The sequence below is a fragment of the Brevundimonas sp. Marseille-Q4549 genome (genome assembly GCF_976940555.1).
This window is the reverse complement of record NZ_CDRHXG010000001.1, coordinates 3,086,092-3,111,264: the sequence shown is the minus strand read 5'-3', so window position 1 is coordinate 3,111,264 and position 25,173 is coordinate 3,086,092. Positions and strand designations below refer to the sequence as shown.

General features: G+C 67.1%; 25 protein-coding genes. 17 read left to right on the top strand and 8 right to left on the bottom strand.

Going from position 1 to position 25,173, the window contains the following annotated elements; all coding sequences use genetic code 11:
* The first annotated feature begins 41 nt into the window (after window positions 1-41).
* From ACWPV3_RS15585 to ACWPV3_RS15545, 9 genes are all read left to right on the top strand, one after another.
* A complete protein-coding gene (locus tag ACWPV3_RS15585) occupies window positions 42-827 on the top strand; it encodes a peptidase (RefSeq protein ID WP_312734251.1) in 786 nt (261 codons plus the stop codon).
* Window positions 828-920: 93 nt separating this feature from the next.
* Window positions 921-3,281 (top strand): TonB-dependent receptor, encoded by a 2,361-nt coding sequence (locus ACWPV3_RS15580; RefSeq protein WP_453978424.1) that lies wholly within the window; start codon window positions 921-923, stop codon window positions 3,279-3,281.
* Window positions 3,282-3,357: 76 nt separating this feature from the next.
* Entirely contained in the window at window positions 3,358-4,044 is a 687-nt protein-coding gene (locus ACWPV3_RS15575) for a Fe2+-dependent dioxygenase (protein WP_312734249.1), read from the top strand.
* Window positions 4,045-4,117: 73 nt separating this feature from the next.
* Window positions 4,118-6,124: a TonB-dependent receptor gene (locus ACWPV3_RS15570; RefSeq protein ID WP_313452385.1), complete on the top strand. Its 2,007-nt coding sequence runs from the start codon at window positions 4,118-4,120 to the stop codon at window positions 6,122-6,124.
* Between the two features lie 52 nt (window positions 6,125-6,176).
* Entirely contained in the window at window positions 6,177-6,881 is a 705-nt protein-coding gene (locus ACWPV3_RS15565; RefSeq protein ID WP_409516198.1) for a PepSY-associated TM helix domain-containing protein, read from the top strand.
* A gap of 11 nt (window positions 6,882-6,892) precedes the next feature.
* Window positions 6,893-7,405 (top strand): DUF2271 domain-containing protein, encoded by a 513-nt coding sequence (locus ACWPV3_RS15560; RefSeq protein ID WP_313452383.1) that lies wholly within the window; start codon window positions 6,893-6,895, stop codon window positions 7,403-7,405.
* An 11-nt stretch (window positions 7,406-7,416) separates the two neighbouring features.
* On the top strand, window positions 7,417-8,217 hold the full coding sequence (locus tag ACWPV3_RS15555) for a DUF4198 domain-containing protein (RefSeq protein ID WP_313452380.1): 801 nt from the start codon (window positions 7,417-7,419) through the stop codon (window positions 8,215-8,217).
* 9 nt (window positions 8,218-8,226) lie between these two features.
* Window positions 8,227-9,333, top strand: coding sequence for an FAD:protein FMN transferase (locus ACWPV3_RS15550; protein WP_453978423.1), 1,107 nt, complete (start codon window positions 8,227-8,229; stop codon window positions 9,331-9,333).
* Complete coding sequence (locus ACWPV3_RS15545) at window positions 9,330-10,703, top strand: sulfite reductase subunit alpha (RefSeq protein ID WP_453978422.1); 1,374 nt, start codon at window positions 9,330-9,332, stop codon at window positions 10,701-10,703. The genes ACWPV3_RS15550 and ACWPV3_RS15545 overlap by 4 nt, the downstream gene beginning before the upstream one ends.
* Window positions 10,704-10,706: 3 nt before the next feature.
* Here the strand turns inward: ACWPV3_RS15545 and ACWPV3_RS15540 are convergent, their stop codons facing one another.
* Complete coding sequence (locus ACWPV3_RS15540; RefSeq protein WP_453978421.1) at window positions 10,707-11,234, bottom strand: STM3941 family protein; 528 nt, start codon at window positions 11,232-11,234, stop codon at window positions 10,707-10,709.
* Window positions 11,231-12,643: a UDP-N-acetylmuramate--L-alanine ligase gene (locus ACWPV3_RS15535; protein WP_453978420.1), complete on the bottom strand. Its 1,413-nt coding sequence runs from the start codon at window positions 12,641-12,643 to the stop codon at window positions 11,231-11,233. Before ACWPV3_RS15535 ends, ACWPV3_RS15540 begins: the two co-directional genes overlap by 4 nt.
* A 68-nt stretch (window positions 12,644-12,711) precedes the next feature.
* Between ACWPV3_RS15535 and ACWPV3_RS15530 the strand changes: the two genes are divergently transcribed.
* The 3 genes from ACWPV3_RS15530 (at window position 12,712) to rpoD (ending at window position 17,691) form a co-directional block, all read left to right on the top strand.
* Window positions 12,712-13,548: an LD-carboxypeptidase gene (locus ACWPV3_RS15530; RefSeq protein WP_453978419.1), complete on the top strand. Its 837-nt coding sequence runs from the start codon at window positions 12,712-12,714 to the stop codon at window positions 13,546-13,548.
* 265 nt (window positions 13,549-13,813) lie between these two features.
* The gene (gene dnaG, locus ACWPV3_RS15525) at window positions 13,814-15,673 is read left to right on the top strand and encodes a DNA primase (RefSeq protein WP_453978418.1); all 1,860 of its coding nucleotides are present in this window, start codon (window positions 13,814-13,816) and stop codon (window positions 15,671-15,673) included.
* A 74-nt stretch (window positions 15,674-15,747) separates the two neighbouring features.
* Window positions 15,748-17,691 carry an RNA polymerase sigma factor RpoD gene (rpoD, locus tag ACWPV3_RS15520; protein ID WP_313452372.1) on the top strand — a complete coding sequence of 648 codons (1,944 nt, stop codon included), beginning with the start codon at window positions 15,748-15,750 and terminating at the stop codon, window positions 17,689-17,691.
* Window positions 17,692-17,732: 41 nt separating this feature from the next.
* Here the strand turns inward: rpoD and ACWPV3_RS15515 are convergent, their stop codons facing one another.
* Complete coding sequence (locus ACWPV3_RS15515; RefSeq protein WP_453978417.1) at window positions 17,733-17,996, bottom strand: DUF2798 domain-containing protein; 264 nt, start codon at window positions 17,994-17,996, stop codon at window positions 17,733-17,735.
* A gap of 224 nt (window positions 17,997-18,220) precedes the next feature.
* On the opposite strand from ACWPV3_RS15515, the gene ACWPV3_RS15510 reads away from it, so the two are divergent.
* Window positions 18,221-18,961, top strand: a complete 741-nt coding sequence (locus ACWPV3_RS15510; protein ID WP_453978416.1) for an extensin-like domain-containing protein — start codon at window positions 18,221-18,223, stop codon at window positions 18,959-18,961.
* Between the two features lie 3 nt (window positions 18,962-18,964).
* On the opposite strand, the gene ACWPV3_RS15505 is transcribed toward ACWPV3_RS15510, so the two are convergent.
* Genes ACWPV3_RS15505 through ACWPV3_RS15490 form a run of 4 tightly spaced genes read right to left on the bottom strand, consistent with a single transcriptional unit; the run spans window position 18,965 to window position 20,724 of the window.
* Window positions 18,965-19,318 (bottom strand): DUF1428 domain-containing protein, encoded by a 354-nt coding sequence (locus ACWPV3_RS15505; protein WP_453978415.1) that lies wholly within the window; start codon window positions 19,316-19,318, stop codon window positions 18,965-18,967.
* Window positions 19,319-19,340: 22 nt separating this feature from the next.
* Entirely contained in the window at window positions 19,341-19,823 is a 483-nt protein-coding gene (locus ACWPV3_RS15500) for a VOC family protein (RefSeq protein WP_453978414.1), read from the bottom strand.
* The gene (locus ACWPV3_RS15495; RefSeq protein WP_453978413.1) at window positions 19,820-20,281 is read right to left on the bottom strand and encodes an SRPBCC family protein; all 462 of its coding nucleotides are present in this window, start codon (window positions 20,279-20,281) and stop codon (window positions 19,820-19,822) included. Before ACWPV3_RS15495 ends, ACWPV3_RS15500 begins: the two co-directional genes overlap by 4 nt.
* Window positions 20,281-20,724 (bottom strand): VOC family protein, encoded by a 444-nt coding sequence (locus ACWPV3_RS15490; RefSeq protein ID WP_312734228.1) that lies wholly within the window; start codon window positions 20,722-20,724, stop codon window positions 20,281-20,283. Before ACWPV3_RS15490 ends, ACWPV3_RS15495 begins: the two co-directional genes overlap by 1 nt.
* Before the next feature lie 58 nt (window positions 20,725-20,782).
* Here ACWPV3_RS15490 and ACWPV3_RS15485 point away from each other — a divergent pair, with 58 nt between their 5' ends.
* Window positions 20,783-21,466 (top strand): winged helix-turn-helix transcriptional regulator, encoded by a 684-nt coding sequence (locus ACWPV3_RS15485; protein ID WP_453978412.1) that lies wholly within the window; start codon window positions 20,783-20,785, stop codon window positions 21,464-21,466.
* 4 nt (window positions 21,467-21,470) lie between these two features.
* On the opposite strand, the gene ACWPV3_RS15480 is transcribed toward ACWPV3_RS15485, so the two are convergent.
* On the bottom strand, window positions 21,471-21,680 hold the full coding sequence (locus ACWPV3_RS15480) for a flagellar basal body rod C-terminal domain-containing protein (RefSeq protein ID WP_453978411.1): 210 nt from the start codon (window positions 21,678-21,680) through the stop codon (window positions 21,471-21,473).
* A gap of 206 nt (window positions 21,681-21,886) precedes the next feature.
* Here ACWPV3_RS15480 and ACWPV3_RS15475 point away from each other — a divergent pair, with 206 nt between their 5' ends.
* From ACWPV3_RS15475 to ACWPV3_RS15465, 3 genes are all read left to right on the top strand, one after another.
* Entirely contained in the window at window positions 21,887-23,770 is a 1,884-nt protein-coding gene (locus tag ACWPV3_RS15475) for a DEAD/DEAH box helicase (RefSeq protein ID WP_453978410.1), read from the top strand.
* A gap of 38 nt (window positions 23,771-23,808) precedes the next feature.
* Window positions 23,809-24,132 (top strand): Mpo1-like protein, encoded by a 324-nt coding sequence (locus ACWPV3_RS15470; RefSeq protein WP_453978409.1) that lies wholly within the window; start codon window positions 23,809-23,811, stop codon window positions 24,130-24,132.
* A gap of 88 nt (window positions 24,133-24,220) precedes the next feature.
* Window positions 24,221-25,120, top strand: a complete 900-nt coding sequence (locus ACWPV3_RS15465) for a hypothetical protein (RefSeq protein ID WP_292088940.1) — start codon at window positions 24,221-24,223, stop codon at window positions 25,118-25,120.
* Window positions 25,121-25,173: the final 53 nt, after the last annotated feature.

The following is a 25,173-nucleotide window of genomic DNA, read 5'->3' as shown; positions in this document are numbered from 1 at the left end:
AGCGTCGGGCGGTTCGCATCGCGGGGAGCGGATAGAACGAAGTGACCTATTGCGTAGGCATGTTGGTGGACGAAGGGTTGGCGATGATCGCCGACACGCGCACCAATGCGGGCGTGGACAACATCTCGTCCTATCGAAAGCTGCACATCTACAAGTCGCCGGGCGAACGCATCCTGGCCGTGGCGACGGCGGGCAATCTGTCCGTCACCCAGACCGCCCTGACCATGACGGCGGCGGGGGTCAAACTGCCGGATTCGACTGCGCCGGAAACCCTGTACACAGCGCCCACCCTGTTTCGCGCCGCGCAGATCCTGGGCCACGCCATGGCGACGGTGCGAGCCACCATCAACACCCCCGCCTCGCCGACGGCCGACGCCCTGAACGTCAACGCCTCCATGCTGCTGGGCGGTCAGATCGCCGGCGGCAAGATGGGGCTGTATCTGATCTACGGCCAGGGCAACTTCATCGAGTGCGGCCCCGACACCCCATATCTCCAGATCGGGGAGCTGAAGTACGGCAAGCCGATCCTGGACCGCGCCCTGCACAGTTCTACGCCTTTGTCCGAGGCGGTGAAACTGGGTCTGATCTCGTTCGATTCCACCATCCGCTCGAACATCGCGGTCGGCCCGCCGCTGGACCTGATCGTCATGCCGCGCGACCGGATCAGCGGAACGGCGCGGCGGATCGAGGCGGACGATCCCTATTTCCGCGATCTGGGGCGGCGGTGGTCCGAAGCCCTGGCGGCGGCGCACCGCGCCATGCCCGACCCCACCTGGCTGGACGCCGAGGAAACCCAGCCAAGACCGCTGACGGTAGTCGCAAGCTAGGATTGCGATTTATTATCAATTTTGCTTGTGCGACATATTGAAGCTGGTTATTGCGACCGCATCGCAAAATCAGACCAAAAGGTCGCAAAAACTATGTCCGACTCTCGCGCCGCCTCCCTCCGCGCGCTTCTGTTCGCCTCCAGCGCCGCTGGAATGTTGGTCGCGGCCCCCGCCATGGCCGCCGACGCCGCCGACTTGACGGTCGCTGCGGATCAGCAGCAACCCGCCAACCTGGGCACGATCGACGTCAACGGCCACGTCAAGAAGCCAGCGCCGGTCAGCCCCGAATTCGTCGCGCCCCTGGTCGACACGCCGCGCGCCGTGACCGTCATCCCCCAGGCGATCATCGAGCAGACCGCCGCTTCCTCGCTTCAGGACCTTCTGTCCAACTCGCCGGGCATCACCTTCGGCGCGGGGGAGGGCGGCCAGCCGCTGGCCGACCGTCCGTTCATTCGGGGCCAGTCGTCGGGCAACAACGTCTTTCTGGACGGTGTGCGCGACACCGGCGGTCAGCAGCGGGAGGTCTTCAACCTGGAGCAGGTCGAGGTCATCAAGGGGCCGGACGCCGTCTATTCCGGTCGTGGTTCGGGCGGGGGCAGCATCAACCTGGCCTCCAAGTCGCCCAAGCTGAACAGCTTCACCAATGTCGGCGCGGGCGTCGGTACGGACGGCTATCTGCGCGGCACGATCGACAGCAATCTTCCGCTGGGCGAAACCGCCGCCCTGCGCATCAACCTGATGGGCGCCCAGGGCGACGTGCCGGGCCGCGACGCCGTCGACTACGACAAATGGGGCCTGGGCCTCAGCCTGGGCGCCGGCCTGGGCACGCCTTCGTCCATGATCTTCAGCTACTACCATCTGACCAGCGACCAGATGCCGGACTATGGCATCCCGCTGTTCACCAAGATCCAGTCGCGCACGACCGACAGCGGCGTTCTGGACGTGCCCTACAGCAGCTTCTACGGCCTGAAGGCGCGCGACTATCTGACCAATACGGTGGACGCCTTCACCTTCAAGGCCGAGCATCGCCTGAGCGACTTCGCCACGATCCGCAACGTCAGCCGCTATGCCGAGACGCTGAACGACTACATCGTCACGAACCCCGGCGACGGCGGCTATGTCGGTCGGGCGGCCGATGGAACCTATTGGATGAAGCGGGGGACCAAGACCCGTTGGAATCCGGTTTCGACCCTGGCCAATGTCACCGACGTGTACGGCCGGTTCGCCACAGGCTCGGTCAAGCACAGCTACGACGTCGGCCTCGAGCTGACGCGCGAGCGGAATCGCAACGCGACCTATTCCACCTATACGACCTCGGGGGCCGCCTGTCCGACGGGGCTGACGACGGTGGTCGGTTCGCCGCCGACCGCGAACGGCGCCGCAGGCGCAGGCGATTGCACCCCGGTCTACAACCCCAATCCCGACGACGCCTGGACGGGCGTGATCAATCGCGGCCCGGTCAGCTCCAACACGACCGAGACCATCGGTGTCTACGCCAACGACAGCATCAGCCTGACCGAGCGCCTGATCCTGAACCTGGGCGTGCGCTGGGATCAGTATTCCGTCGAAGGCGTGAACGCCGTGCTGGGATCGCCGTCTTCCACCGCCGGCGTCTGGAATGTCGCGGGCTATACGGCCGTGCCGAAACGGACTTGGGAGTTCACCAACTATCAGGTCGGCCTAGTGTACAAGCCGACGGAGAACAGCAGCGTCTATGCCTCCTGGGCGACCTCGTCGACGCCGCCGACCATCGCTGCCGGTGATCAGAACGCCTCGGGCGGGACGGGCACGGTCGATGGAGTCGCCAATGTCGTGCTGGATCCGGAAGACACCGAGAGCTTCGAGATCGGGGCCAAGGCCAATGTGTTCCACGACCGTCTGGCCCTGTCGGCGGCCGCCTTCCAACTGACGCGAAAAAACGCGCTCATCTTGGTGGAGCCGGATCGCTATCGTCAGGAGGGCGAGGTCGAAGTTAAGGGCTTCGAGTTAGGCGTGTCGGGCAATATCACGCCCAACTGGACCGTGTTCGGCGGCTACACCTACATGGACTCCGAACTAACCAAAGCGGCCAAGATTTTCTCGGGAACGCCGCCCGTGGAGGTCGCCAATCCTCTGCAAGGCCTGCCCCTGGCCAATACGCCCAAGAACAGCGCCAGCCTGTTCACCACCTATCGCCTGTTGCCCAAGCTGACGGTCGGAGGCGGCGTCTATTACACCTCCAAGTCCTTCGGCGGGAACCAGGGCGGAGCCGGCGGCGGGAACAACCGCATCTACGCGCCGTCCTGGACGCGCCTGGACCTGTTCGCCGCCTACGACCTGACCGATCGGGCCAGTCTTCAGTTGAACGTGAAGAATGCGACGGACGAGGACTACATCATCCGCACCAACGGCGTTCACCACGCCGACGTGGCGGCCGGGCGTCAGGCCATTCTGGCCCTGAACATGCGCTTCTAAAGGCCCTTATCCCGGCCTACTATTTGGCGGCTCCGTCCTCCCGGCGGGGCCGCCTTTCCTTTCCAGCGAGACCGACGTGCTGCTGCAGATTCCCGAAGTCTTCTCCAAGGCGGAAGTGAAGGCGTTGCGCGAACGGCTGGACGCCGGCCCGTGGGCCGATGGCAACATGACCTCGGGCCACCAGTCCGCGACCGCCAAGCGGAACCAGCAGCTGCCCGAGGACTGCGCCGTCGCGCGCGAGGTTTCGGCCCTGATCGTCCAGGCGCTGAACGCCAATCCCATGTTCGTCGCCGCCGCCCTGCCGCACACGATCTTTCCGCCCCTGTTCAACCGCTATCAGGGCGGGGGCGAGTTCGGCCTGCACGTCGACAACGCCATTCGCCAGTCGCGCGACGGTGGCGGGGTCCGAATCCGCAGCGACCTGTCGGCGACCCTGTTCCTGTCCGAACCCGAGGAGTACGACGGCGGCGAACTGCTGATCGAGGAGATGTATGGGCCGCAGGCGATCAAACTGCCGGCGGGGGACCTGGTTCTTTATCCGTCCAAGAGCCTGCACCGGGTCACGCCCGTGACGCGCGGCGCGCGCGTGTCGTCCTTCATGTGGATGCAGAGCCTGGTGCGCGACGACGCCGACCGTGAAACCCTGTTCCGCCTGGACGTGGCCACCCAGCGTGTCGCCACGGAAAAAGGGCCGAAGGATCAGGCGGTGATCGAACTGACCGGCGTCTATCACAATCTGCTGCGGCGCTGGACCGAGGTGTGACGATAGGGACGCGGGACGGACTTATCGCGACGCGGCTTGAACCTTCGCCGTGCGGGGGGTGATTGAACCATAGATGCCGCAGGATATTCCGCCCCCGACGCCGCCCCAGATCCTGTCCGAAATCGTGGTGACGGCCGCGCGGCTGCCGCCAGCGGCGGCCGACGCCGCCTTCTCCGTCGTGCGCCTCGACCCGCAGGTGCTGGAACGCTCCATGCGGCTGGACGAGGCGTTGCGCACCGTGCCGGCCGTGTCCCTGTTCCGGCGAACCTCCAGTTCGGCGGCCAATCCGACGACGCAGGGGTTGTCGCTCAGGGCCATCGCGCCGTCGGGCGCGGGCCGAGCGCTGGTCACGTTGGACGGCGTGCCCCTGAACGATCCCTTCGGAGGTTGGGTGATCTGGTCCCAGGCGGCGCCGGAAAGCCTGGCGCGGGTCGATATCGTGCGCGGGGCCGGCGCCGGTCCATATGGCGCGGGGGCCTTGACCGGAACTGTCGCCCTCACCGAGCGGGACCGGGGCGGCGTGCTGGACGGTTCGGTGGCCCAGGACGGCGGCGCGCGGCTGGCCGGCTCGGCCTCGGCGCGGCTGGAATCGGTCGGCGTCACCGTCTCGGGCCTTCGTGAGGTCAGCGACGGCTATATCCCGGTGCGCGGGTCTTCCGCCGGGGCGGCCGATACGCGTCTGGACCAGGACAGCCGGGCCGCCGCGTTGCGCGTCGATGCGCCGCTGGGCGGGATCGAAGACGCACGCCTGTCGCTGCGCGCCTCCGCCTGGGAAGAGGAGCGCGGATCGGGTCTGGCCGGCGCTCGCGCCAACGCCAGCGGCCACAGTCTCAGCGCCACGGCCGCGCGGGCGCCTGAAGCCGAAGGCTACGGCTGGCGGCTTCAGGCCTGGCGGATCGACAGCGATCTGGCCAACCGTTCGGTGTCGGTCGCAGCGGATCGATCGACCACCACCCCGGCCAACGATCAGTTCAAGACGCCCGCGACCGGATCGGGGGTGAATCTGGCCCTGCGTCGCCGGGTCGCCGACTGGGCTGGTGGGCGGCTGGAATGGGAGATCGGCGCCGACGCGCGCCTCAATCGCGGCCAGACGCACGAACGTTATTCCTACCTCGGCGGCGCCTTCACCCGCGAACGGCGCGCGGGCGGAGAAACCTCCGTAGTCGGGGCCTATGTCGACGGCTCTTGGAATTCGGGCGGCTGGTTGGTGGCGGGCGGCGCTCGGCTGGATCGCTGGGCCAACGCCGACGGCTTTCGGGTGGAGCGGCTGCTCGCGGGCGGCGCGCCGACGGCCGATGTGGCGTTCCAGGATCGGTCGGGTCGGGTTTTCAGCGGCCGTCTCGCCGCCCGGCGGAGACTGGGCGAGACGCTGTCGGCGCGCGCGGCCGCCTATTCCGGTTTCCGGCCCGCGACCCTGAACGAACTCTATCGCCCGTTTCGCGTCGGCAATGATCAGACCACCGCCAATGCCGAACTGAAGCCCGAGCGACTGTCCGGCGTCGAAGTCGGTCTGGCGTCGGACCGGGAGAACGCCGCCTGGGGCGTCACCGTCTTCGGGAACCGCATCGACGACGCCATCGTCAATGTGACCCTGAGCGAAGGCGCATCGGGCGTCGTCCGCCAGCGCCAGAACGCCGGCGTGATCTCGGCCTGGGGCGTCGAACTGAACGGAACGGCGCGCTTGACGCCCGCTCTGTCGCTGAACGGCGCGCTGGCCTGGACCGAGGCGCAAATCGACGGCGGGAACGCCGCGCCGCAGCTGACGGGCCTGCGTCCGGCCCAGGCGCCGCGATGGGGCGCGACGGCGGGTCTGGATTGGCGCGCGAGCCAGCGACTGACTCTGATCGCGGCCGCCCGCTATGAGTCCGTCCGATTCGACGACGATCTGAACAGCCGCGTGCTGGAGGCCGCCCTTACCCTGGATGGGCGGGCGGAATGGGCCCTGAACGGTCGCACGGTCCTGTGGGCGGCGGTGGAAAACCTCTTCGACGCCGAGGTCCAGACCGCGCGCACCGCCGACGATGTCGTCGGCTATGGCCCGCCACGCCGGTTCGCCCTGGGTCTGCGTCTGAGCTATTAGGCGCGACGTCCCCGCTATTGAAAACCGTTCGCAATGGTGGCACAGCCACCGCGTGACCGAACTCGCCGCACAACGCCAGCCCGATCCGGCGACGCCGCCCACCGGCGCCGAAGCGCCTGCGGTCGTTCGCAAGCCCAAGGCGAACCTGAACGGCGCGCGGTCCTTCTGGCTGAAGCAACTGCACAGCTGGCACTGGATTTCGGCGGCGGTCAGTCTGGTCGGCATGATCCTGTTCGCCGTCACCGGCATCACCCTGAACCACGCGGCCTCCATCCCCGGCAAACCGGTCACGGTCGAACAGACCCGGACCTTGCCAGCCTCGCTGCTGCAGCGGCTGAAGACCTTTCCCGAGGAGACGACCCAGCCGGTTCCCGACGCCGTGGCGCGCTGGGCGTCCGAGGCGTTCAAGGTCGAGATCGCGGGCAAGCCGACCGAGACCACGCCGGAAGAGGTCTATGTCGCCCTGGCCATGCCCGGCGGCGACGGCTGGATCACCATCGACCGTTCGACGGGCGAGACGCTGCATGAAAAGACCACGCGCGGCTGGATCGCCTACCTCAACGATCTGCACAAGGGCCGCAACGCGGGTGTAGTCTGGTTCTGGTTCATCGACGTGTTCGCGGCGGCCTGCGTCATCTTCGCCGTCACGGGTCTGGGTCTGATGGTCCTGCACGCCAAGGGCCGGCCATCGACCTGGCCGCTGGCGGCGCTGGGCCTGCTGATCCCCGTCGTCATCGCCCTGATCTTCATCCATTGACGAGTTTTCCGATGCGCCTTCTCCCCGTCGTCATCACCACGGTCGGTCTCGCTGCGGCGGCCGCGCCCGCCATGGCCGCCGATCTGACCGTGTCGGTCGAGATTCCCCGGCTGAACACCGCCTCCTATCACCGCCCCTATGTCGCCGTGTGGATCGAGAAGCCGGATCAGTCGACCGAGCGGACCCTGGCCGTCTGGTATCAGCAGACCCGCAACAACGAGGGCGACGGCAAGGACTGGCTGAAGGACCTGCGCACCTGGTGGCGCAAGGGCGGCCGGGCCATGGCCCTGCCGGCCGACGGGGTGTCGGGCGCCACACGCGCGCCGGGCCGCCAGACCATCACCGTGCCCGCCGCACGTTTAGCCGGCCTGCAGCCGGGCCAGTACAACATCGTCGTCGAGGCGGCGCGCGAACTGGGCGGCCGCGAGGTCGTGCGCGTGCCCTTCCGCTGGGGTGCGGCCAACACCGGCGCCGGAACCGGCGCATCTGAACTGGGCGCCGTGCGCGTCGCCGTCTCTCGCTGAGGATCAAGACCATGAAGAAGACGATCGCCCTTCTGACGCTCGCCGCCGCCCTGGCGGCGCCGATGGCCGCCCAGGCGCACCGCGCCTGGCTGGCGCCGACCGCCACCACCCTGTCGGGAAACGACGCCTGGGTCGGTTTCGACGCAGGTATGTCGAACCAGGTCTTCAATCCCGATCACGCAGCCATGCGGATGACGGGTCTGACCATCACCGCGCCAGACGGCTCGACCATCCAGCCCGAACACATGATGCAGGGCCAGTACCGCACGACCTTCGACGCCCATCTGACCCAGAACGGCACCTACAAGATCGCCAACGTCATGACCGGCGTCATGGCCAGCTACAAGCTGAACGGCGAGCAGAAGCGCTGGCGAGGCACGGCGGCGGAATACCCCTCGGGCCTGCCGCAGGGCGCGACGGATGTTCAGGCCACCCGCACCGCCACCCGCATCGAGACCTTCGTCACCCTGAACAACCCTACCGACGCGGTGTTCAAGCCGACGGGCGAGGGGCTGGAACTGGTCCCGACCACCCATCCGAACGATCTGGTCGCGGGCGAGGCGGCTACGTTCAAACTGCTGAACAACGGCCAGCCTGCCGCCAACCTGGATGTCACCGTTGCGCGGGGCGGCATCCGCTATCGCGACAATCCCGAGGAGATGACGGTCAAGACCGACGCCCAGGGCGCCTTCACCGTCACCTGGCCCGAGCCCGGCATGTACTGGCTGAATGCGGCGGTCCGCACCGAGGGCCAGGGCGAAACCCCGGGATCCAGCGCCAGCTATGTGGCGGCGGTCGAGGTCCTGCCCTAAGCCGGGGACATGACCGACACGCCTTCCTCGCGCGGTTCGCGCGCCGCCCCGCCCGTCGTCAATCTGGGCGATCCCCTGCCTCTGGCGGATCGCGCCGACAATCGGGTGCTGATCCCTGCCCTTGAGGGCGCGCCGCCGCGCCCGCCCAGCGACGTGATCCGTGCGCTGGGCGGCCAGACCATGGGCACGAGCTGGAACGCGCGCGTCATCGCCCCGCCCGGCGTCGGCGAAGACGACATCCGCGCGGCGATCCAGGCCGAACTGGATGCGGTCGTCGCCCTGTTCAGCCCGTGGGAGCCGACCAGCGAGGTCAGTCGCTTCAACACGGCCCCCGAGGGCGTCTGGGCCGTGTCCCAACCCTTCTGGGATCTCCTGGACGCGACGATGGACCTGGGAGACGAGACGAACGGCGCGGTGGATCCGACCCTGGGCGCACTGGTCGATCTGTGGGGCTTCGGCCCGCCCGGACCGCGCTCGCCCCTTCTGCCCGTGCCGTCGGAACAAGAGATCGAGGCGGCGCTGGCCGTGTCGGGCTGGCGTCGCCTGCGCCTGAACCGCGAGGCGCGCGCCGCCATGCAGATGGGCGGGATGAAGTTGGACTTCTCCGGCATCGCCAAGGGCCATGCGGTGGACCGCGTGTCCGACCGGCTGACGGCGCTGGGCGCGACCTCGCACCTGATCGAGATCGGCGGGGAGTTGAAGGGGCGCGGCGTCAAGCCGGACGCCCAACCCTGGTGGGTGGAGATCGAGCGAGTCGAAGGGGCGGCCTTCCCCCGCACGGTGGCGGCCCTGTTCGACCTGGCCGTGGCGACCAGCGGCGACTATCGCCGCAGCTTCGAGCACGCCGGGCGTCGCTACGCCCACACGATCGACGGATCGACAGGCCGGCCGGTCGCAAACGCCTTGGCCTCGGTGACGGTGCTGCACTTGTCGGCCATGAAGGCCGACGCCTACGCCACCGCCCTGATGGTCATGGGCGGGTTCGAAGGTCCCGACTACGCCGAGGCCCTGGGCTTGGCCGCCCACTTCGTCGAGCGGACGGATCGGGGCCTGGTCGAGCGGGTGACGCCGGCTTTCGCCGCCATGATGGACGATTCAGAGAGCGCCGCCGGTTGAGCACGAGCCCCGAACGCTGGCTCTGGGCCCTCGTCGCGGTCGGGTTGTGGCTGGCCCTGATCGCGCTGGTGGTCTGGCGCGAACGCCGCGCGCGCTCGGCGGCGAAAGCGCGGTCTCAGGCTCTGGCCGGATCGGACGCCGCGCCGGTTCTGGTCGCGTTCGCCAGCCAGACGGGCTTCGCCGAGGAACTGGCCTGGATGACGGCGCGCGCGCTCGCCGCTGATGGGGGCGTCGGCGGCGTCGGCGCGCGGGTTCTGTCCTTCGCCGACCTGGACCTGGCGGCGCTGAAGTCTGCGGATCGGGCCCTGCTGATCGTCTCCACGACGGGGGAGGGCGATCCGCCTGACGCGGCCGCCCGTTTCGTGCGCCGAACCCTGGCGCAGTCCGCCGACCTGACGGGCCTGCGGTTCGGCCTTCTGGCGTTGGGCGACCGCAGCTACGACTATTTCTGCGGTTTCGGCCATGCGGTCGACGGCTGGTTGAGGCGCTCGGGCGCGGAACCGCTGTTCGATCTGGTCGAGGTGGACGACGGCGAGGCCGGCGCCATTCGCCACTGGCAGCATCAGTTGAACCAGATCACCGGCCAGGCCGCAGCCCCAGACTGGACGCCTCCGGCCTATGAGCCCTGGCGGCTGGTGGAACGCACCCTGATCAATCCGGGCAGCCCCGGCGGCGCGGCGTATCATCTGGCGTTCGAAGCCGTGGGCGCGTCGCCCGACTGGTCTGCCGGCGACATCGCCGAGATCGGTCTGCCCGAACGCGACGGACAGCGGCCCGGCGCGCGGGAATATTCGATCGCCTCCCTGCCGGCGGACGGTCGCGCCGAGTTTCTGATCCGGCTGATGCAGGCGCCGGATGGGACGCCGGGCCTGGCCTCGGGCTGGTTGACGCAGGATCTGGCGGTCGGGGATGTGATCGACATGCGGCTGCGCGCCAACCGCAGCTTCCATGGTCCCGATGACGTCGTGCCGATGATCCTGATCGGCAACGGTACGGGGATCGCCGGTCTGCGCGCCCATCTGAAGGCGCGGACGGGAGCGGGGGGCGCCTGGCTGCTGTTCGGCGAACGGACGCAGGCGCACGACGCCTTCTTCGACGCCGAGCTTCAGGGCTGGCTGACGTCAGGGATGCTGAGCCGGCTGGATCGGTGTTTCTCGCGTGATGAAGGCGACGGCCGTTATGTGCAGGACCTAGTTGCGTCGGCGGTGGACGAGTTGCGCGACTGGGTCGGGCGCGGGGCTGCGATCTATGTCTGCGGCAGCCTTGAAGGCATGTCCCAGGGCGTCCACGCCGCTCTGGAAGACGCCTTGGGCGCCGAGACGGTGTTGGCGATGCTTGAGGACGGCCGCTATCGGCGCGACGTCTATTGAACGTTACGACGGTGGGGATGATGAACGGTTTGGCCTGAATTTCTCGATGGCGGCCAATGCGTCTTCTGGCCGGTGGGTCGTGGCGGAGAGGGAGACTGTAAGGTCGAAACCGGTCAAAAGTCTGTCCCCTCCGGACAGAAGACGCGCAAGGCCACGCGGCGGATGACGTCGTCTATCCCTTAGCTTCATGGCGATGTATTTGACGCCGTTGATTTTCCTTGGCGCGATCTCTGTGATTTCGTTCCAGGGTATCGTGTTGTCGGACCACAGACGGACCATCACTCCGGCTGGACCGATGCGAACAAGTTCACGGCGATCGAACAGTTGGCGAATCCAGCGCACTGTCGCCGTTCCAAAAAGCAGCAACCCTCCCCAAGCGACAAAGGGCGTGAGGATGTCGGGGTATCGTCTGGAGGCGGGGGGCGCACCGAACGCACCCGCCAACCAAAGACCCAGGGCGACAAACGCCAGCCCCATCAAGATCAGACAGATGATCCGCCATCGTGACGGATAAGCGACGAAGTCGTTCATGGCTGCGGTGGGCCTTGGTCCAACCGCGACAACAGCTCCGCCGCGAAGGTCGACAGGGTGTCGTCGCGGGCGCCCATGACGACGATCCGGTCGCCAGGGCGGGCGATTTGCAGAAGGCGTTCGCCGCAGTCGGTGCGAGTCGGCAGGGCCTCGGCGTGACGGCCGGCGGCGCGGACGCCCGAGGCGATGTCCTCGGACCCCACGCTGCGGTCGGTGGTGCCGCCGAAATAGACCGGCTCGGGCATCAGCAGGACGTCGTCCTCGCGCATCAGGCCGGCGAAGCCGTCGATGAACTCCGACTTCATCAGCTTCAGCGGGCCGAACCCGTGCGGCTGGAACAGGATCAGCAGCCGACCGTCGAAGGCGTGCAGCGTCTTCAGGGTGGCGGCGATCTTGTCGGGGTTATGGGCGAAGTCGTCGATGACGGTGATGTCGTTCTTCGTCCCGACCGCCTCCAGACGGCGGCGGATTCCGGCGAATCCGGCCAGGGCCTTGATCGCCTCGGCGGTCGGCACGCCCAGGGCCCGCGTCGCGCCCATCGCCGCCAGGGCGTTGGCGACGTTGTGAGCGCCGGGCACGGCCAGGGTCACGTCATGCTCGCTCCAGCCCTCGATCAGGCGAAACCGCATGCCGGCGGGCAGGGGTTGAAGGTCATGGGCGGACAGGTCGGCCTTTTCCTCGCCCAGGCCGAAGGTGATGGCCTTTCCGGCCGGCAAGGTCTGGGCCAGAGCCGCCGTCTCGGGGTTGTCCAGGTTCAGCACCGCCGTCATCGCACGGTTCGTGAAGCCGCCGAACAGGTCACGCAGTTCCTCCATGGATTTGTGATCCAGCGAGATGTTGGACACCACGGCGACAGTGGGATTGTAGCGGGCGATGGAGCCGTCGCTCTCGTCCACCTCGGCCACGAACAGGGCTGGACCGCCGACCACGGCGCTGGCGAAGGGATGGTCGGCGTCGGCGAAATTCTTCATCACTGCCCCGTTCACCACCGTCGGATCGCGGCCGGTCTGGCTCAGGATCCAGGCGATCATGCCGGTGATGGTGGACTTGCCGCTGGTGCCCGCCACGCCGACCGAGGTCGGGGCGGCGTTGAACAGTTCACTCAGCAGTTCGGGCCGGGTCTTGATCGTTGCGCCCACGCGCCGGGCCGCGCCGATGTCCGGCACGGTGTCCTCCACGGCGCCCGTCGCCACCACGATCTGGTCGGCGCGGACGACGCCCGATCCATCCTGCGGATAGAGGGTCACGCCATGGGCGCGCAGCCAGTCGAACTTCTCGGGCGTGCGGCCCTGATCCAGCGCACGGTCGGAGCCTTCGATGGCGTAGCCCTGCGCCTGGACGATCAGGGCCAGGGGCAGCATGCCCGATCCGCCGATGCCGCAGAAGAAATAGGAGGCGTCTTGGTTCATGCCCCCTTAGAACAGGGGATCGGGGCGATCCGCCAGTGGGGATCGCAAAATCGGCGAAGAAGGCGGTCGTGGACGGCAACAGAGTGAAGATCGGCGTCGTCTGCGCCAGTTCGCGCTTCTCCAGGGAGCGCGCAGACGCCATCGAGGCCTGGATGGCCCAGCACCACCCCGACCGCGACGTGGCGGTGGTCTTTCATCCCGCCTGCTTTCTGAAGCACGGCCATTTCGCCGGCGACGACCGCGCCCGCGCCGAAGCCTTCGTGGAGTTCGCCAACGACCCGCGCATCGACGCCGTCTGGTTCGGGCGCGGCGGCTATGGCTCCTGCCGCATCGCCGAAGCGGTCCTGCCCCGACTGAACGCCGTGGCGCGCAAGAAACGGTATCTGGGCTATTCCGACGCCGGCAGCCTGCTGGCGGGAATGTACAGGGCCGGGTTCAAGCATCTGGCCCATGGGCCCATGGCGTCCGACGCGGTGCGTCACGACGCGATGGCCGAGGGGGCGATCGCCTGGCTGGCCACGGGACGCAGCGACTGGCTGGAGCCCTCGCTGGCGACCGATCCGCGGCCCGCCGTCGCCTTCAACCTGACCATATTGAACGAACTGACTGGCACAGTTCTGGAACCCGACCTGTCCGGCCATGTCCTGATGCTGGAAGAGGTTTCGGAGGCCGCCTATCGGATCGACCGGATGATGTTTCACTTGACGGGTCAGGCTTCGATTCGGCGCGTGGCCGGAATTCGCCTTGGGCGTGTGTCGGACGTGACGCCAAACGATCCCGACTTTGGTCAGACGCCGGAGGAAATCGTTCGATACTGGTGCTTGAGATCGGGCATAGAATTCCTGGGCCAGGCCGACATCGGGCACGACGCCGCCAACAAGATCGTTCCCTTCGGTCGCCCCTGACGCGAACTCGGCGCGGCGTAAAAGACACAGTCTCGCCTTGTTCTGGAAATCGCCGGTCGGCGCCCTCTCGACAGAAGGCCGCACCTCCCGCCAGATGCAGGTCCGCGAGGCGTTAGGACTTCGTTAGCCAAGGCGTTGGGGGACGCGGCGGCTTACGCCTTTTGCGATGCGGCGGTTCGTTCGGATATCGGGGGATGCCCGGACGAACCGCCTGATCGTCCCCGAAACATCGACGGAACCGGCCACAGGGCCTAAGGATCCCCGGGTGCGTTTCGACGAGAGATTCATCGATGAACTGAAGGCCCGCCTTCGGCCGTCCGACGTGATCGGGCGGACGGTGAAGCTGAAACGTCAGGGGCGCGAATACGTCGGCCTATCGCCCTTCTCCAAGGAGAAGTCGCCGTCCTTCTTCGTCAACGATGACAAGGGCTTCTTCCACGACTTCTCGTCCGGCAAGCACGGCGACATCATCAGCTTCCTGCAAGAGACGGAGCGGCTGAGCTTTGTCGAGGCCGTGCAGCGGCTGGCGGCCGAGGCGGGGATGCAGCTTCCCGCCGAAGACCCCAGGGAGGCCGAGCGCGAGCAGAAGCGGGCGGGTCTGTCGGACTGGATGGACCTGGCCCAGAAATGGTTCGCCGCCAATCTGCGTCGCACGCCGGGCAAGGCGGCGCGCGAATACCTGGACAAGCGCGGCCTGCCCGAGGATCAGTGGGAGCGGTTCGGCCTGGGCTATGCGCCCAACGACCGCGAGGGGCTGAAACAGGCGCTGGTCCAGCGCGGCGCCCGGCCCGCCGATCTGGTCGAGGCCGGGCTGCTGATCTCGCCCGAAAGCGGCGGTCAGCCCTATGACCGGTTCCGCGACCGGCTGATGTTCCCGATTCTGGACGCGCGCGGCCGGATCGTCAGCTTCGGCGGCCGGGCCATGAACCCCGACGACCGGGCCAAATATCTGAACGGCCCGGAAAGCCCGCTGTTTCACAAGGGCGCGACCCTGTATGGCCTGCCTGAGGCGCGGCGGATTCTGGGCGCGGAATCCAAGAACGACCAGGCCATCATCGTGGTCGAAGGCTATATGGACGTCATCGCCTGTCAGCGTGCGGGCCTGCCGGCCGTGGCGCCGATGGGCACGGCCCTGACCGAGGAGCAGATGGAGCGGCTGTGGCGGATCAGCCATGAGCCGGTGCTGTGTTTCGATGGGGATGCAGCGGGCCTGCGCGCCGCCTATCGGGCCATCGAGCGGGCGCTGCCGCTTTTGAAGGCGGGGCGGTCGTTCCGGTTCTCGCTGCTGGGCGGCGGTCAGGACCCGGACGACATCCTGCGCGACAAGGGGGCGCCGGCCTTGCGGCAAGCCCTGTCCGAAACCCATGGCTTCGCTGAGGTGCTGTTCCGTCGCGAACAGGATGTCGAGCCGCTGGACACGCCCGAGCGGAAGGCGGGTTTCAAGGCGCGTCTGCGGGCGGCGGCCGGTGCCATTCAGGACAAGGATCTGGCCGAACAATATCGGCGCGACCTCTATGAGCGTTTCGACGCCCTGTTTCCCCGCAGCCCGCAACGCGCGCCCTGGACGCCGGGGCAGGGCAGGGGGCGGTTCGGCCCGCCGCCCAAGATGGGCCAGACGGTCGAAGGGGCGCAGGCAATGCAGTCGCTGTTCCGCGCCATAGAGCCGGTGCCCGCCGCCTTGGCCCATGGCGCCATCGACGACCCCGAACGGATGGACGACCATCTGGAGGCGATCAGCAGCCATGGTTTCGGCGACAAGGCCCTGGACGGCCTGGCCCAGGAATTGGTTCGCCTGCGTCTGTCGGGCCAAAGCCTTGACTCCGCCGCCCTGCGACGCCATCTGGCGCAATCGGGTCATGATGCCTTAGTGCGCGAGGTCGAGAAGGCGGCGGCGAAGTCCGGCGCGCCATTCCTGGCCGCAAATGCGCCCCTCGCCGAGGCAAGGGTCCGATGGTCGCAGGCGTTCGACGCTTCAACCCGCGTGGCGGCGTTGGAGGACGCCTTGTCCCAGGCGCGTGGCGTGCCTGGGCAGGATGAGGCTTTCCGCCGGCTGAAGGCCGAGCGGGATGCGCTTCGCCGTGCGATCAAAGCCGGAACGATTTGGGAAGACAGCGCGGGCGCGTAACCTTACGGCTCGCCGGGCATTGTATTTTTCGTCGGGGCGGACTGATCACCCCCTCGGCCGGAGACAGACTGACTATGAACGCACAGACCGAGACGCAGGACGCCGAGGTTTCGACCGACGGGCCCCTGCTCGATCTGACCGACGCCGGCGTCAAGAAATTCATCAAACAGGCCAAGGCGCGCGGCTATGTGACGATGGAGGAGCTGAACAAGGTCCTGCCGTCCGAAGAAGTCACCCCCGACGCCATCGAAGACACCCTGGCCATGTTGTCGGAAATGGGCGTCAACGTCGTCGAGGCCGAGGAGGACGCGCAGGAGCAGCAGTCCACCGACGTCGCCGCCGCCGCCGGGACCGCCGTCGCCGAAACGCCCGCCAAGTCGGCCTATGACCGCACCGACGACCCTGTGCGGATGTATCTGCGCGAAATGGGTTCGGTCGAACTCTTGAGCCGTGAGGGCGAAATCGCCATCGCCAAGCGGATCGAGGCCGGCCGCGACGCCATGATCTCGGGCCTGTGCGAAAGCGCCCTGACGTTCGAGGCCATCATGGTCTGGCGCGACGAACTGGAAAACAATCGCATCCTGCTGCGCGAGGTCATTGACCTTGACGCCACCTATGGCGTGCTGAACCCCTCGTCCCTGCCGGGCGCCGCCCAGCCGGAGGGCGAGGAAGAGGAAGCCGAGGACAAGCCGGCGGCCGAGGACAAGCCTGAATCCGACGACGAGGACGACGACGACTTCGACGACGGCGGCGGCATGTCGATCTCGGCGCTGGAAGCCGAGTTGCGCGACGGCGTGATGGAGGTCCTGAACCTGATCGCCGCCGACTTCGGCGCCTTCCGTCAGTTGCAGGACAAGCTGGTCCAGGCGCGTTTGAAGGGCGAGGCGCTGACCGCCAAGGACGAGAAGGCCTATCAGGCGCTGACGACGGCGATTTCCGACCGTCTGAAGACGATGAAGCTGAACAACAACCGCATCGAGGCGCTGGTCGAGCAACTCTATGCGATTAACAAACGCCTGATCGGTCTGGAAGGCCGCCTGCTGCGTCTGGCCGACAGCTACGGCATCTCGCGTCCCGAGTTCCTCAAGGCCTATTTCGGCGCCGAACTGGACCCGACCTGGACGGATCGGATCAAGGAACAGGGCGTGCGCTGGACCAAGTTCAGCGAGAATGAAGCCAGCCAGATCGCCACCATCCGTTCGGATGTCGCCGCCGTGGCGCTGGAAGCTGGCCTGCCGATCGACGATTATCGCCGCATCGTCCAGACGGTGCAGAAGGGCGAGCGTGAAGCCCGTCAGGCCAAGAAGGAGATGGTCGAGGCCAATCTGCGCCTGGTGATCTCCATCGCCAAGAAATACACCAACCGCGGCCTGCAGTTCCTGGACCTGATCCAGGAGGGCAACATCGGCCTGATGAAGGCGGTCGACAAGTTCGAGTATCGTCGCGGCTACAAGTTCTCGACCTACGCCACCTGGTGGATCAGGCAGGCGATCACGCGCTCCATCGCCGACCAGGCGCGCACCATCCGCATCCCGGTCCACATGATCGAGACGATCAACAAGATCGTTCGCACCTCGCGCCAGATGCTGCACGAAATCGGCCGCGAGCCGACCCCGGAGGAACTGGCTGAAAAGCTGGCCATGCCGCTGGAGAAGGTGCGCAAGGTCCTGAAGATCGCCAAGGAGCCGATCAGCCTCGAGACCCCCATCGGGGACGAGGAAGACAGCCACCTGGGCGACTTTATCGAGGACAAGAACGCCGTCCTGCCGATCGACGCGGCCATTCAGTCGAACCTGCGTGAGACCACGACGCGGGTTCTGGCCTCGCTGACGCCGCGTGAAGAACGCGTCCTGCGGATGCGCTTCGGCATCGGCATGAACACCGACCACACGCTGGAAGAGGTCGGCCAGCAGTTCTCGGTGACGCGCGAACGCATCCGCCAGATCGAGGCCAAGGCGCTGCGCAAGCTGAAACACCCCAGCCGGTCGCGCAAACTACGGTCCTTCCTGGACAGCTAGGACGATAAGGGGCGGCGCCGAAAGGGCCGCCCCTTATTCGTTCAACGGACCGGTTCGACCAGGGCGCCGACGATGCGCCGGACCAGCGGCAGGATCAGCAGCAGGACCGGAAAGGCGATCAGCCAGGACAGCCCCCAGGCCTGCATCCAGGCCGCCGGGAAGGCCGGGACGAAGCCCAGATTGCGCGCGGTGGCGATGGCCGAGACCACGAAGGTCATGAACAGCGACAGGATCAGCGGCATGACCAGCCCGGCGTAACGTGCAGGCAGGCGTCGAAACCGGATGACGGCGGGATGAGGGTGCATTTTGCGTCTCTCTTTAAAATCAGGTCTTCGGCACGGGCATCCACCGGGCGAGCCGGTCCCGGCCGAAGGCCGGGATGGATGCGTTGCCTGACGTGAGACGCTTACGGCCGCCGAGGCGACGCCGATCCTCTAACAAGATTGAGAGTGTTTCGCAACAACCCGCCGCGCGTATCCTCGCTGTCTCGTGATGTGGTCGTGGCGCGAATTCGACTAGCGTCCGGACGATGCTCGTCCCCTTTCGTCGTCTGTTCGTCGCCGCTGCGACCGTTCTGATCCTTAGCGGCTGCGTGCGTCGACCGCCTGAGCCGCTGCGGCCGACGCCCAGCCCCTATCCGTCGCGCAGCGCCGCCCCCCTGGTCGGGGGGCTGGTGGACCGGCCCATCGACGGCGGCACGCAAGGCGCCGTGGTCCGCGAAGGGGCGGACCTGGGGCGGTGTCTGGCGCAGTTGAACGCGGCGCGCGTGACCTTCAACCCCGTACCGGATCGCCACGCCACGTCGGTCTGCGGCCTGAGCGCCGGCGGGGTTCTGGGGCCGGACCTGGGAACGGTGGCGCGGATGGCGCCGGGCGATGTCGAAATGACCTGCCAGACGGCCCTGGCCCTGAGCATCTGGCGGCGTCAGTCGCTGGAGCCGGCGGCGCGCGAGATCCTGGGCTCGGACGTTGTCCAGATCGACCATATGGGCGCGTACGCCTGTCGCAATGTGAACAACGGCGCGGGCTCCAACCGCATCAGCGCCCACGCCCAGGCGGCGGCCCTGGATTTCGCCGGGGTGCGGCTGCGCGACGGGCGACGCATCACCGTGACCAAGGACTGGAACGGCGGCACGGCCGAGGCCCGCTTCCTGCGCCGCATCCGCGACGACGCCTGCCGCATCTTCGGCACGACGCTGAGCCCCGACTACAACGCCGTCCACTACGACCACCTGCATCTGGAGGCGACCGACACGCGCTTCTGTCGGTAGAGGTCAGGCCCTGCCCTCGAACACGGCTTCGAACCCGCCCCACATCATTCGTTTGCCGTCGAAGGGCATGTCCATGTCGGCGAAGGCGGGATCGTTCTCCATCTGGGCCCAGCAGGCGTCGGCGGTCGCGCGGTCGGGCCAGGTGATCCAGGAGAAGACCACCACCTCGCCCGGTTCCAGCTTCACCGCCATGGGGAAGCTGGTCAGCTTGCCGTCGGGCACATCCTGGCCCCAGGTCTCGACCTGGGCCAGGGCGCCGTATTTCTTGAACAGCGGCCAAGCGGCTTCGGCGGACTTGACGTAGCGCGCCTTGTCCTCGGTTTTCACGGGGGTCAAAAAGCCGGTCACATAGGTCATTGGTCGTCTCCTCTTTCAGGGTTCAAAGGTCGGCCACGGCGCGGTCCAGCGCCGCGATATCGATCTTGATCATGCCCATCATGGCCTGCATGGCGGCCTTGGCGCGCGCGGGGTTCGGATCGGTGGTCAGCTCCATCAGGCGACGCGGCGTGATCTGCCACGACAGGCCCCAGCGGTCCTTCAGCCAGCCGCAGGCGTTTTCTCTGCCGCCGTCGGCGAGCAGGGCGTCCCACAGCCGATCCGTCTCGGCCTGATCCTCGGTCATCACCATGAAGGAGACAGCCTCGGTGAAGCGAAAGTTCGGTCCGCCGTTCAGCGCCAGATACTCACGACCCGCCAGCACGAACTGCACCGTCAGCACCGATCCTTCAGGGCCGGAGGGCGTGTCGACCGGCGAGCGGTTGACGGCGGTGATGCGGCTGTCGGGCAGAAGGCTGACATAGAGGGCGGTCGCGGCCTCGGCGTCGCCGTCGAACCACAGGCAGGGTATGATCTTGTCGGTCATGCCGCGTCACCTTCCGCCAACGCCGCCAGTTGATCGGCGACCGCGCCCCAGCCCTGTTCGAAGCCCATGGCCTTGTGGGTTTCGGCGGCTTTTTCGTCCCAGTGCCGGGCGGTGGCGGTGTAGCGGGTTCCGCCGGCCTCGGGTTCGAAGGTGTCGATGCGCACGAAGTTCATTTCGCCGGCCTGCGGAACCCAGCCCTCGGTGAAGGCGCCGGTCGAGACCAGTTTGCGGCCAGGAACCACCTCCAGAAACACGCCGGAATAGGGATGCCGCTCGCCCTCGGGCGAAGCCATTTCGACATTGGCCCGCCCGCCGACGCGCAGGTCCCAGTCCACAACCGGCGTGGTCCAGGGGCGGGGGCAGAACCATTCGCCGGTGCGCTCCGTATAGATCTCCCACACCGTTTCCGGCGAGGCCTTGATCAGGCGGCGGATGCTCAGTTCGCGAATGTCAGCCATCACGACACCATGGCGTCGGCGGCGAAGGCTTCGGGACCGGCGGCGACGGCGGCCGGGTCCATCCACATCGGTTCCCAGATATGGCCGTCCGGGTCGGCATAGCCGCGCCCATACATGAAGCCGTGATCCTGAATCGGGTTTGGGTCCATCAGACCGCCCGCCGCACCCGCGCGTTCGACCACCGAGTCCACAGCCTCTCGGCTGTCGAACGAGATGCACAGCGACATCTGCGCCGAGGCGTGGGCGTCCGGGATCTGGCGGTCGGTGAAGGTGCGCCACTTGTCGTGCGTCAGCAGCATGACGTGGATTACGTCCGACACCACCATGCACGCGGCCGTGTCGTCGCTGAACATCGGGTTTCTGGTCGCGCCGACCGCTTCGTAGAAGGCGATCGATCGGGGCAGATCGACGACCGGCAGGTTGATGAAAATCAGCTGGGCCACGGCGTTTCCTCTCCTTGTTGTTTGCGAAACCTGACTCCGATGATTACGATAGTCAACCATGAAGTTAGAAAAGATAACCGATAGGGCTGGTCGCCGATATCACGACGCCTGTGGCGCCGCGCACGGGCTGGACCTGATCGGCGAGCGCTGGGCCCTGCTGGTGATCCGTGAACTGATGATGGGGCCGCGCCGGTTCGGGGATCTGCGAAAGGATCTGCACGGCATTTCCGCCAACGTGCTGACCCAGCGGCTGGAGGGGCTGGAGGCTTCGGGCATCGTGACCCGCCGCAAGCTCCCGCCGCCCGCCTCGGTCCAGGTCTATGAGCTGACGCCGTGGGGATATGAGATCAAGCCGGTCTTCATGGTGCTGGGCGGCTGGGCGGCGCGCTCGCCTCGCCACGACCCGACCCTGCCGATCAGCGCGGTGTCGATCATGCAGTCGTTCGAGACGATGTTCGATCCGGCCCTGGCCGGGGACGCGGCGATGAGCGTCGGCTTCGTCTTCGGCGACGAACCTTTCGTCGTTCAGATCGAGAAGGGGACGATCACGACCCGCCGCGGCGCCGCGGACGCTGCAGACGTCGTCCTGACGACCCAACCGCCGCTGGTCGCGGCCTGCGTTTACGGCAAGGTTCCGCCCGGCGCCTTCGAGGCCGACGGCCTGATGACACTGACCGGCGACCGGGCCGTATTCGATCGCTTCGTCGGCTTCTTCAACCTGCCGGAGAAGGCGTCGGTCTGAGGCTTCAGGACAGAATGTCCAGCAGCGTGCCGGTCATGTCGTCGGCGGTGCGCAGAACGGCGGCGTTGGCGCTGAAGGCGGTCTTGGCCTGGATCCGTTCCACGGCTTCTTCGGCCAGGTTGTCCAGCGGTGCCGTCGCGGTGCGACGTGCGCTGTTGTCGAACCGGTTCTGCGCGGTCGTCATTCCGGCGGCGGCGATAGAAAGCGCTTGCATGGCGAAGCTCCGGGCGTGGTGGGTTCGATCGCCAGACTGCGTCTTTCGGGTCAACATCGCCTGAAGGAACAGGGTGAACGGCGTTTTCCGCCCCGCTTCAGCCTTTATCCATGTATAGAGCGTCGCCATTCGCCCGGCCTGAGGTCTGTCCTCGGCCGGGCGCGGTCGTTTCGGCGTCCGCCCTTGTCCGTTGTCCCAGGTTTCCCATGCCCTTTCCCGCCGTCCACCCTGCGCTTGATCGCGCCCTGATCAACAAGGGCTATGCCGAACCCACTCCGGTTCAGGCCGCCGTGCTGGAAAGCGAACACGCGGACCGCGACCTGCTGGTCTCGGCCCAGACCGGATCGGGCAAGACGGTGGCGTTCGGTCTGGCCGCCGCCCCGACCCTTTTGGGCGACAAACCGATCTTCGGCCCCGGCGGCGCGCCCCTGTGCCTGGCCATCGCCCCGACCCGCGAACTGGCCATGCAGGTGGCTGCCGAACTGCAATGGCTGTACGCCGACTCGGGCGCCAAGATCGCCACCTGCGTCGGCGGCATGGATGCGCGCCGTGAAGCGCGCGCGCTGGGCTTCGGCGTCCATATCGTCGTCGGCACGCCGGGCCGCCTGAAGGACCACATCGACCGGGGCAATCTGGACCTGTCCGAACTGAAGGTCGCCGTCCTGGACGAGGCGGACGAGATGCTGGACATGGGCTTCCGCGAGGATCTGGAGTTCATTCTGGACCAGGCCCCGGCCGAACGCCGCACCCTGCTGTTCTCGGCGACCATCGCGCGCGACATCGCCACCCTGGCCAAACGCTACCAGAAGGACGCGGTCCGCATCGACGCGACGGACAAGACTCGCCAGCACGCCGACATCGAGTACCGCGCCTATCGTATTGCGCCCAACGAGATCGAACACGCGGTGGTCAACACCCTGCGCTGGTTCGAGGCGCCGCGCGCCATGGTGTTCTGCTCGACACGCGACAGCGTGCGTCACCTGCAGTCGTCGCTGCTGGAACGCGGCTTCTCGACCGTCAGCCTGTCGGGCGAAATGGGCCAGCGCGAGCGGACCGATGCGCTGCAGTCGCTGCGTGACGGCCGCGCCCGCGTCTGCGTCGCCACCGACGTCGCCGCGCGCGGGCTGGATCTGCCGGACCTGGGCCTGGTCATCCATGCCGAACTGCCGATGAACCGTGCGGGCCTGCTGCACCGTTCGGGCCGCACGGGCCGGGCGGGCAAGAAGGGCGTCTCGGTGATGCTCGTTCCGCACTCTCGCCGTCGCAAGGCCGAGCGGCTGATGGACGATGCGGGCGTCGAGGCCATCTGGTCGGGCGCCCCGACCTTTGACGAAATCCGCAAGGCCGACGAAGGTCGCCTGCTGTCGCCCGAATTCTTCGAGGCCGAGGTGTCCGACGAGGACATGATCGTCGCCAAGCGCATGATCGCCGAGCGCACGCCCGACGAGATCGCCGCCGCCCTGGTTCGCCTGCTCCGCAAGGAACAGCCGGCGCCGGAAGAACTGTCTGATCCCGGTTCCGATCGCGGCCCGGCCAAACGCGAACGCACGACGCGCGGCGACGACGGCGTGACGGCGACCCCCTGGCCGGGCGAGCGCCTGGGCGCCGACGAGGTGGTCTGGTTCCGCCTGGACGTGGGCCGTACCAAGAACGCCGACCCCAAATGGCTGATCCCGCTGATCTGCCGCATTGGAGGCATCTCCAAACCCCAGATCGGCGCGATCCGCACCTTCCCCGACGAGACCCGGTTCGAGATCGCCAAGACCCACGAAAAGGCGTTCCGCGAAGCCATCGCCGCCTCCAAGGACGAGGTCCGCATCACTCCGTCCGAAGCCCCCACGCCGGGCTCGATGAAGGCCAGCCGTTTCGCCGGCAAGCCGCGTGAAGACGGCGACCGCCCCTTCAAGAAAACCCCCTTTAAGCGCGCCGAGGGGGGCGAGGGCGACGCTCGCCCGCCGTTCAAGAAGAAGCCCTGGGCGCCGAAGGCCGACGGCGCGAAACCGGCTGGCGACAAGCCTTTCGCCAAGAAGCCCTTCAAGCCCAAGGCGGGCTTCAAGAAGACCGGCTTCAAGAGCAAGCCCAAGGGCTGAGACTTGCCTGATCGCGGCCGGAGGCGCACCCTCCGGCCATGAGCACGCCGTCCGAGCCCCAGGGTCGATACGCCTCGTTCCAGGCCTTCTATCCCTATTACATCCACGAACACTCCAACCGGACCTGCCGGCGCATCCATGTGGTCGGGACCGGATTGGTGATCCTGGCCTTCACCGTCTTTCTGGCGACGCGGAACCCGTGGTGGCTCTTGGCCATGCCGCTGGTCGGCTATGGTTTCGCCTGGGTCGGACATTTCTTTTTCGAGAAGAACCGGCCGGCGACCTTCAAATATCCGTTGTGGAGCCTGATGGGCGATTTTCGACTGTTCTTCGAGACCGTATCGGGCCGCCGCCGGTTCTGACCCCACGGCACGGGAGCGAAAGCTTCACCTTGCGTGGAAATGGCGTATGGTTCGGGGCGCGGCAGGACGCCGCAGCGGGAGGGAGCCCATGAGATCAATCGCCATCGTAACGGCTGCGGCGTTGCTGCTGACGCCGAGTGTCAGTTTCGCGCAGAAGTCGGCGGTCCGGAACGGGCCGGACTTCACCCTGGACCCCAACTATGGCTCGACGCGCCTGTCCAGCGGCTTCACGCCCGATCCCTTCACCAAGTCGATCCGTGCGGGCGGCAGCACCCAGGCGTCGCGCGTCCGTTCGGACTGCGAGGGCGCGGTCAGTTCGGCGCCGGATTTCCAGCTGTTCTACGAGGCCGGCTCGCTGGACCTGACCTTCTCGGTGGCGGCGGCCCAGGACACCACCCTGCTGATCAACACCCCCAGCGGCCGGTGGCTGTGCGACGACGACAGCGGCGGCGATCTGGATCCGAAGATCACGGTCAATTCGCCGGAAAGCGGCCGCTACGACGTGTGGGTCGGCACCTATAACAACAGCATGGTCCAATCGACGCTGTCGATCAGCGAACTGGGCGGCTCCGGCAGTTCGAGCGGAAGCGGCTCGCCGGACATCAATCTGAATGCGAACTACGGCAGCACCAACCTGCGTGCGGGCTTCACGCCCGACCCCTTCACCAAGTCGATCCTGGCCGGCGGTTCCATCCCCGCCGAACGAGCCAAGTCGGGTTGCGAAGGCAATGTCAGCGCCGCGCCGGACTTCCAAGTCTTCTACGACGCCGGAGACGCGGACCTGACCTTCACGGTAGAGGCCGACAGCGACACCACCCTGCTGATCAACACGCCGAACGGCCGCTGGTATTGCGACGACGACAGCGCCGGCAGCCTGAACCCGAAGGTGACGATCACCAATCCGCAGAACGGTCGCTATGACGTCTGGGTCGGCACCTACGGCTCCGACATGGTGCAATCGACGCTGAAGGTCACGGAGATCGACTGATCGGCCGGCCCGCAATGCGGAATTGAAGACGCCGGCGACGGGCCCCGTCGCCG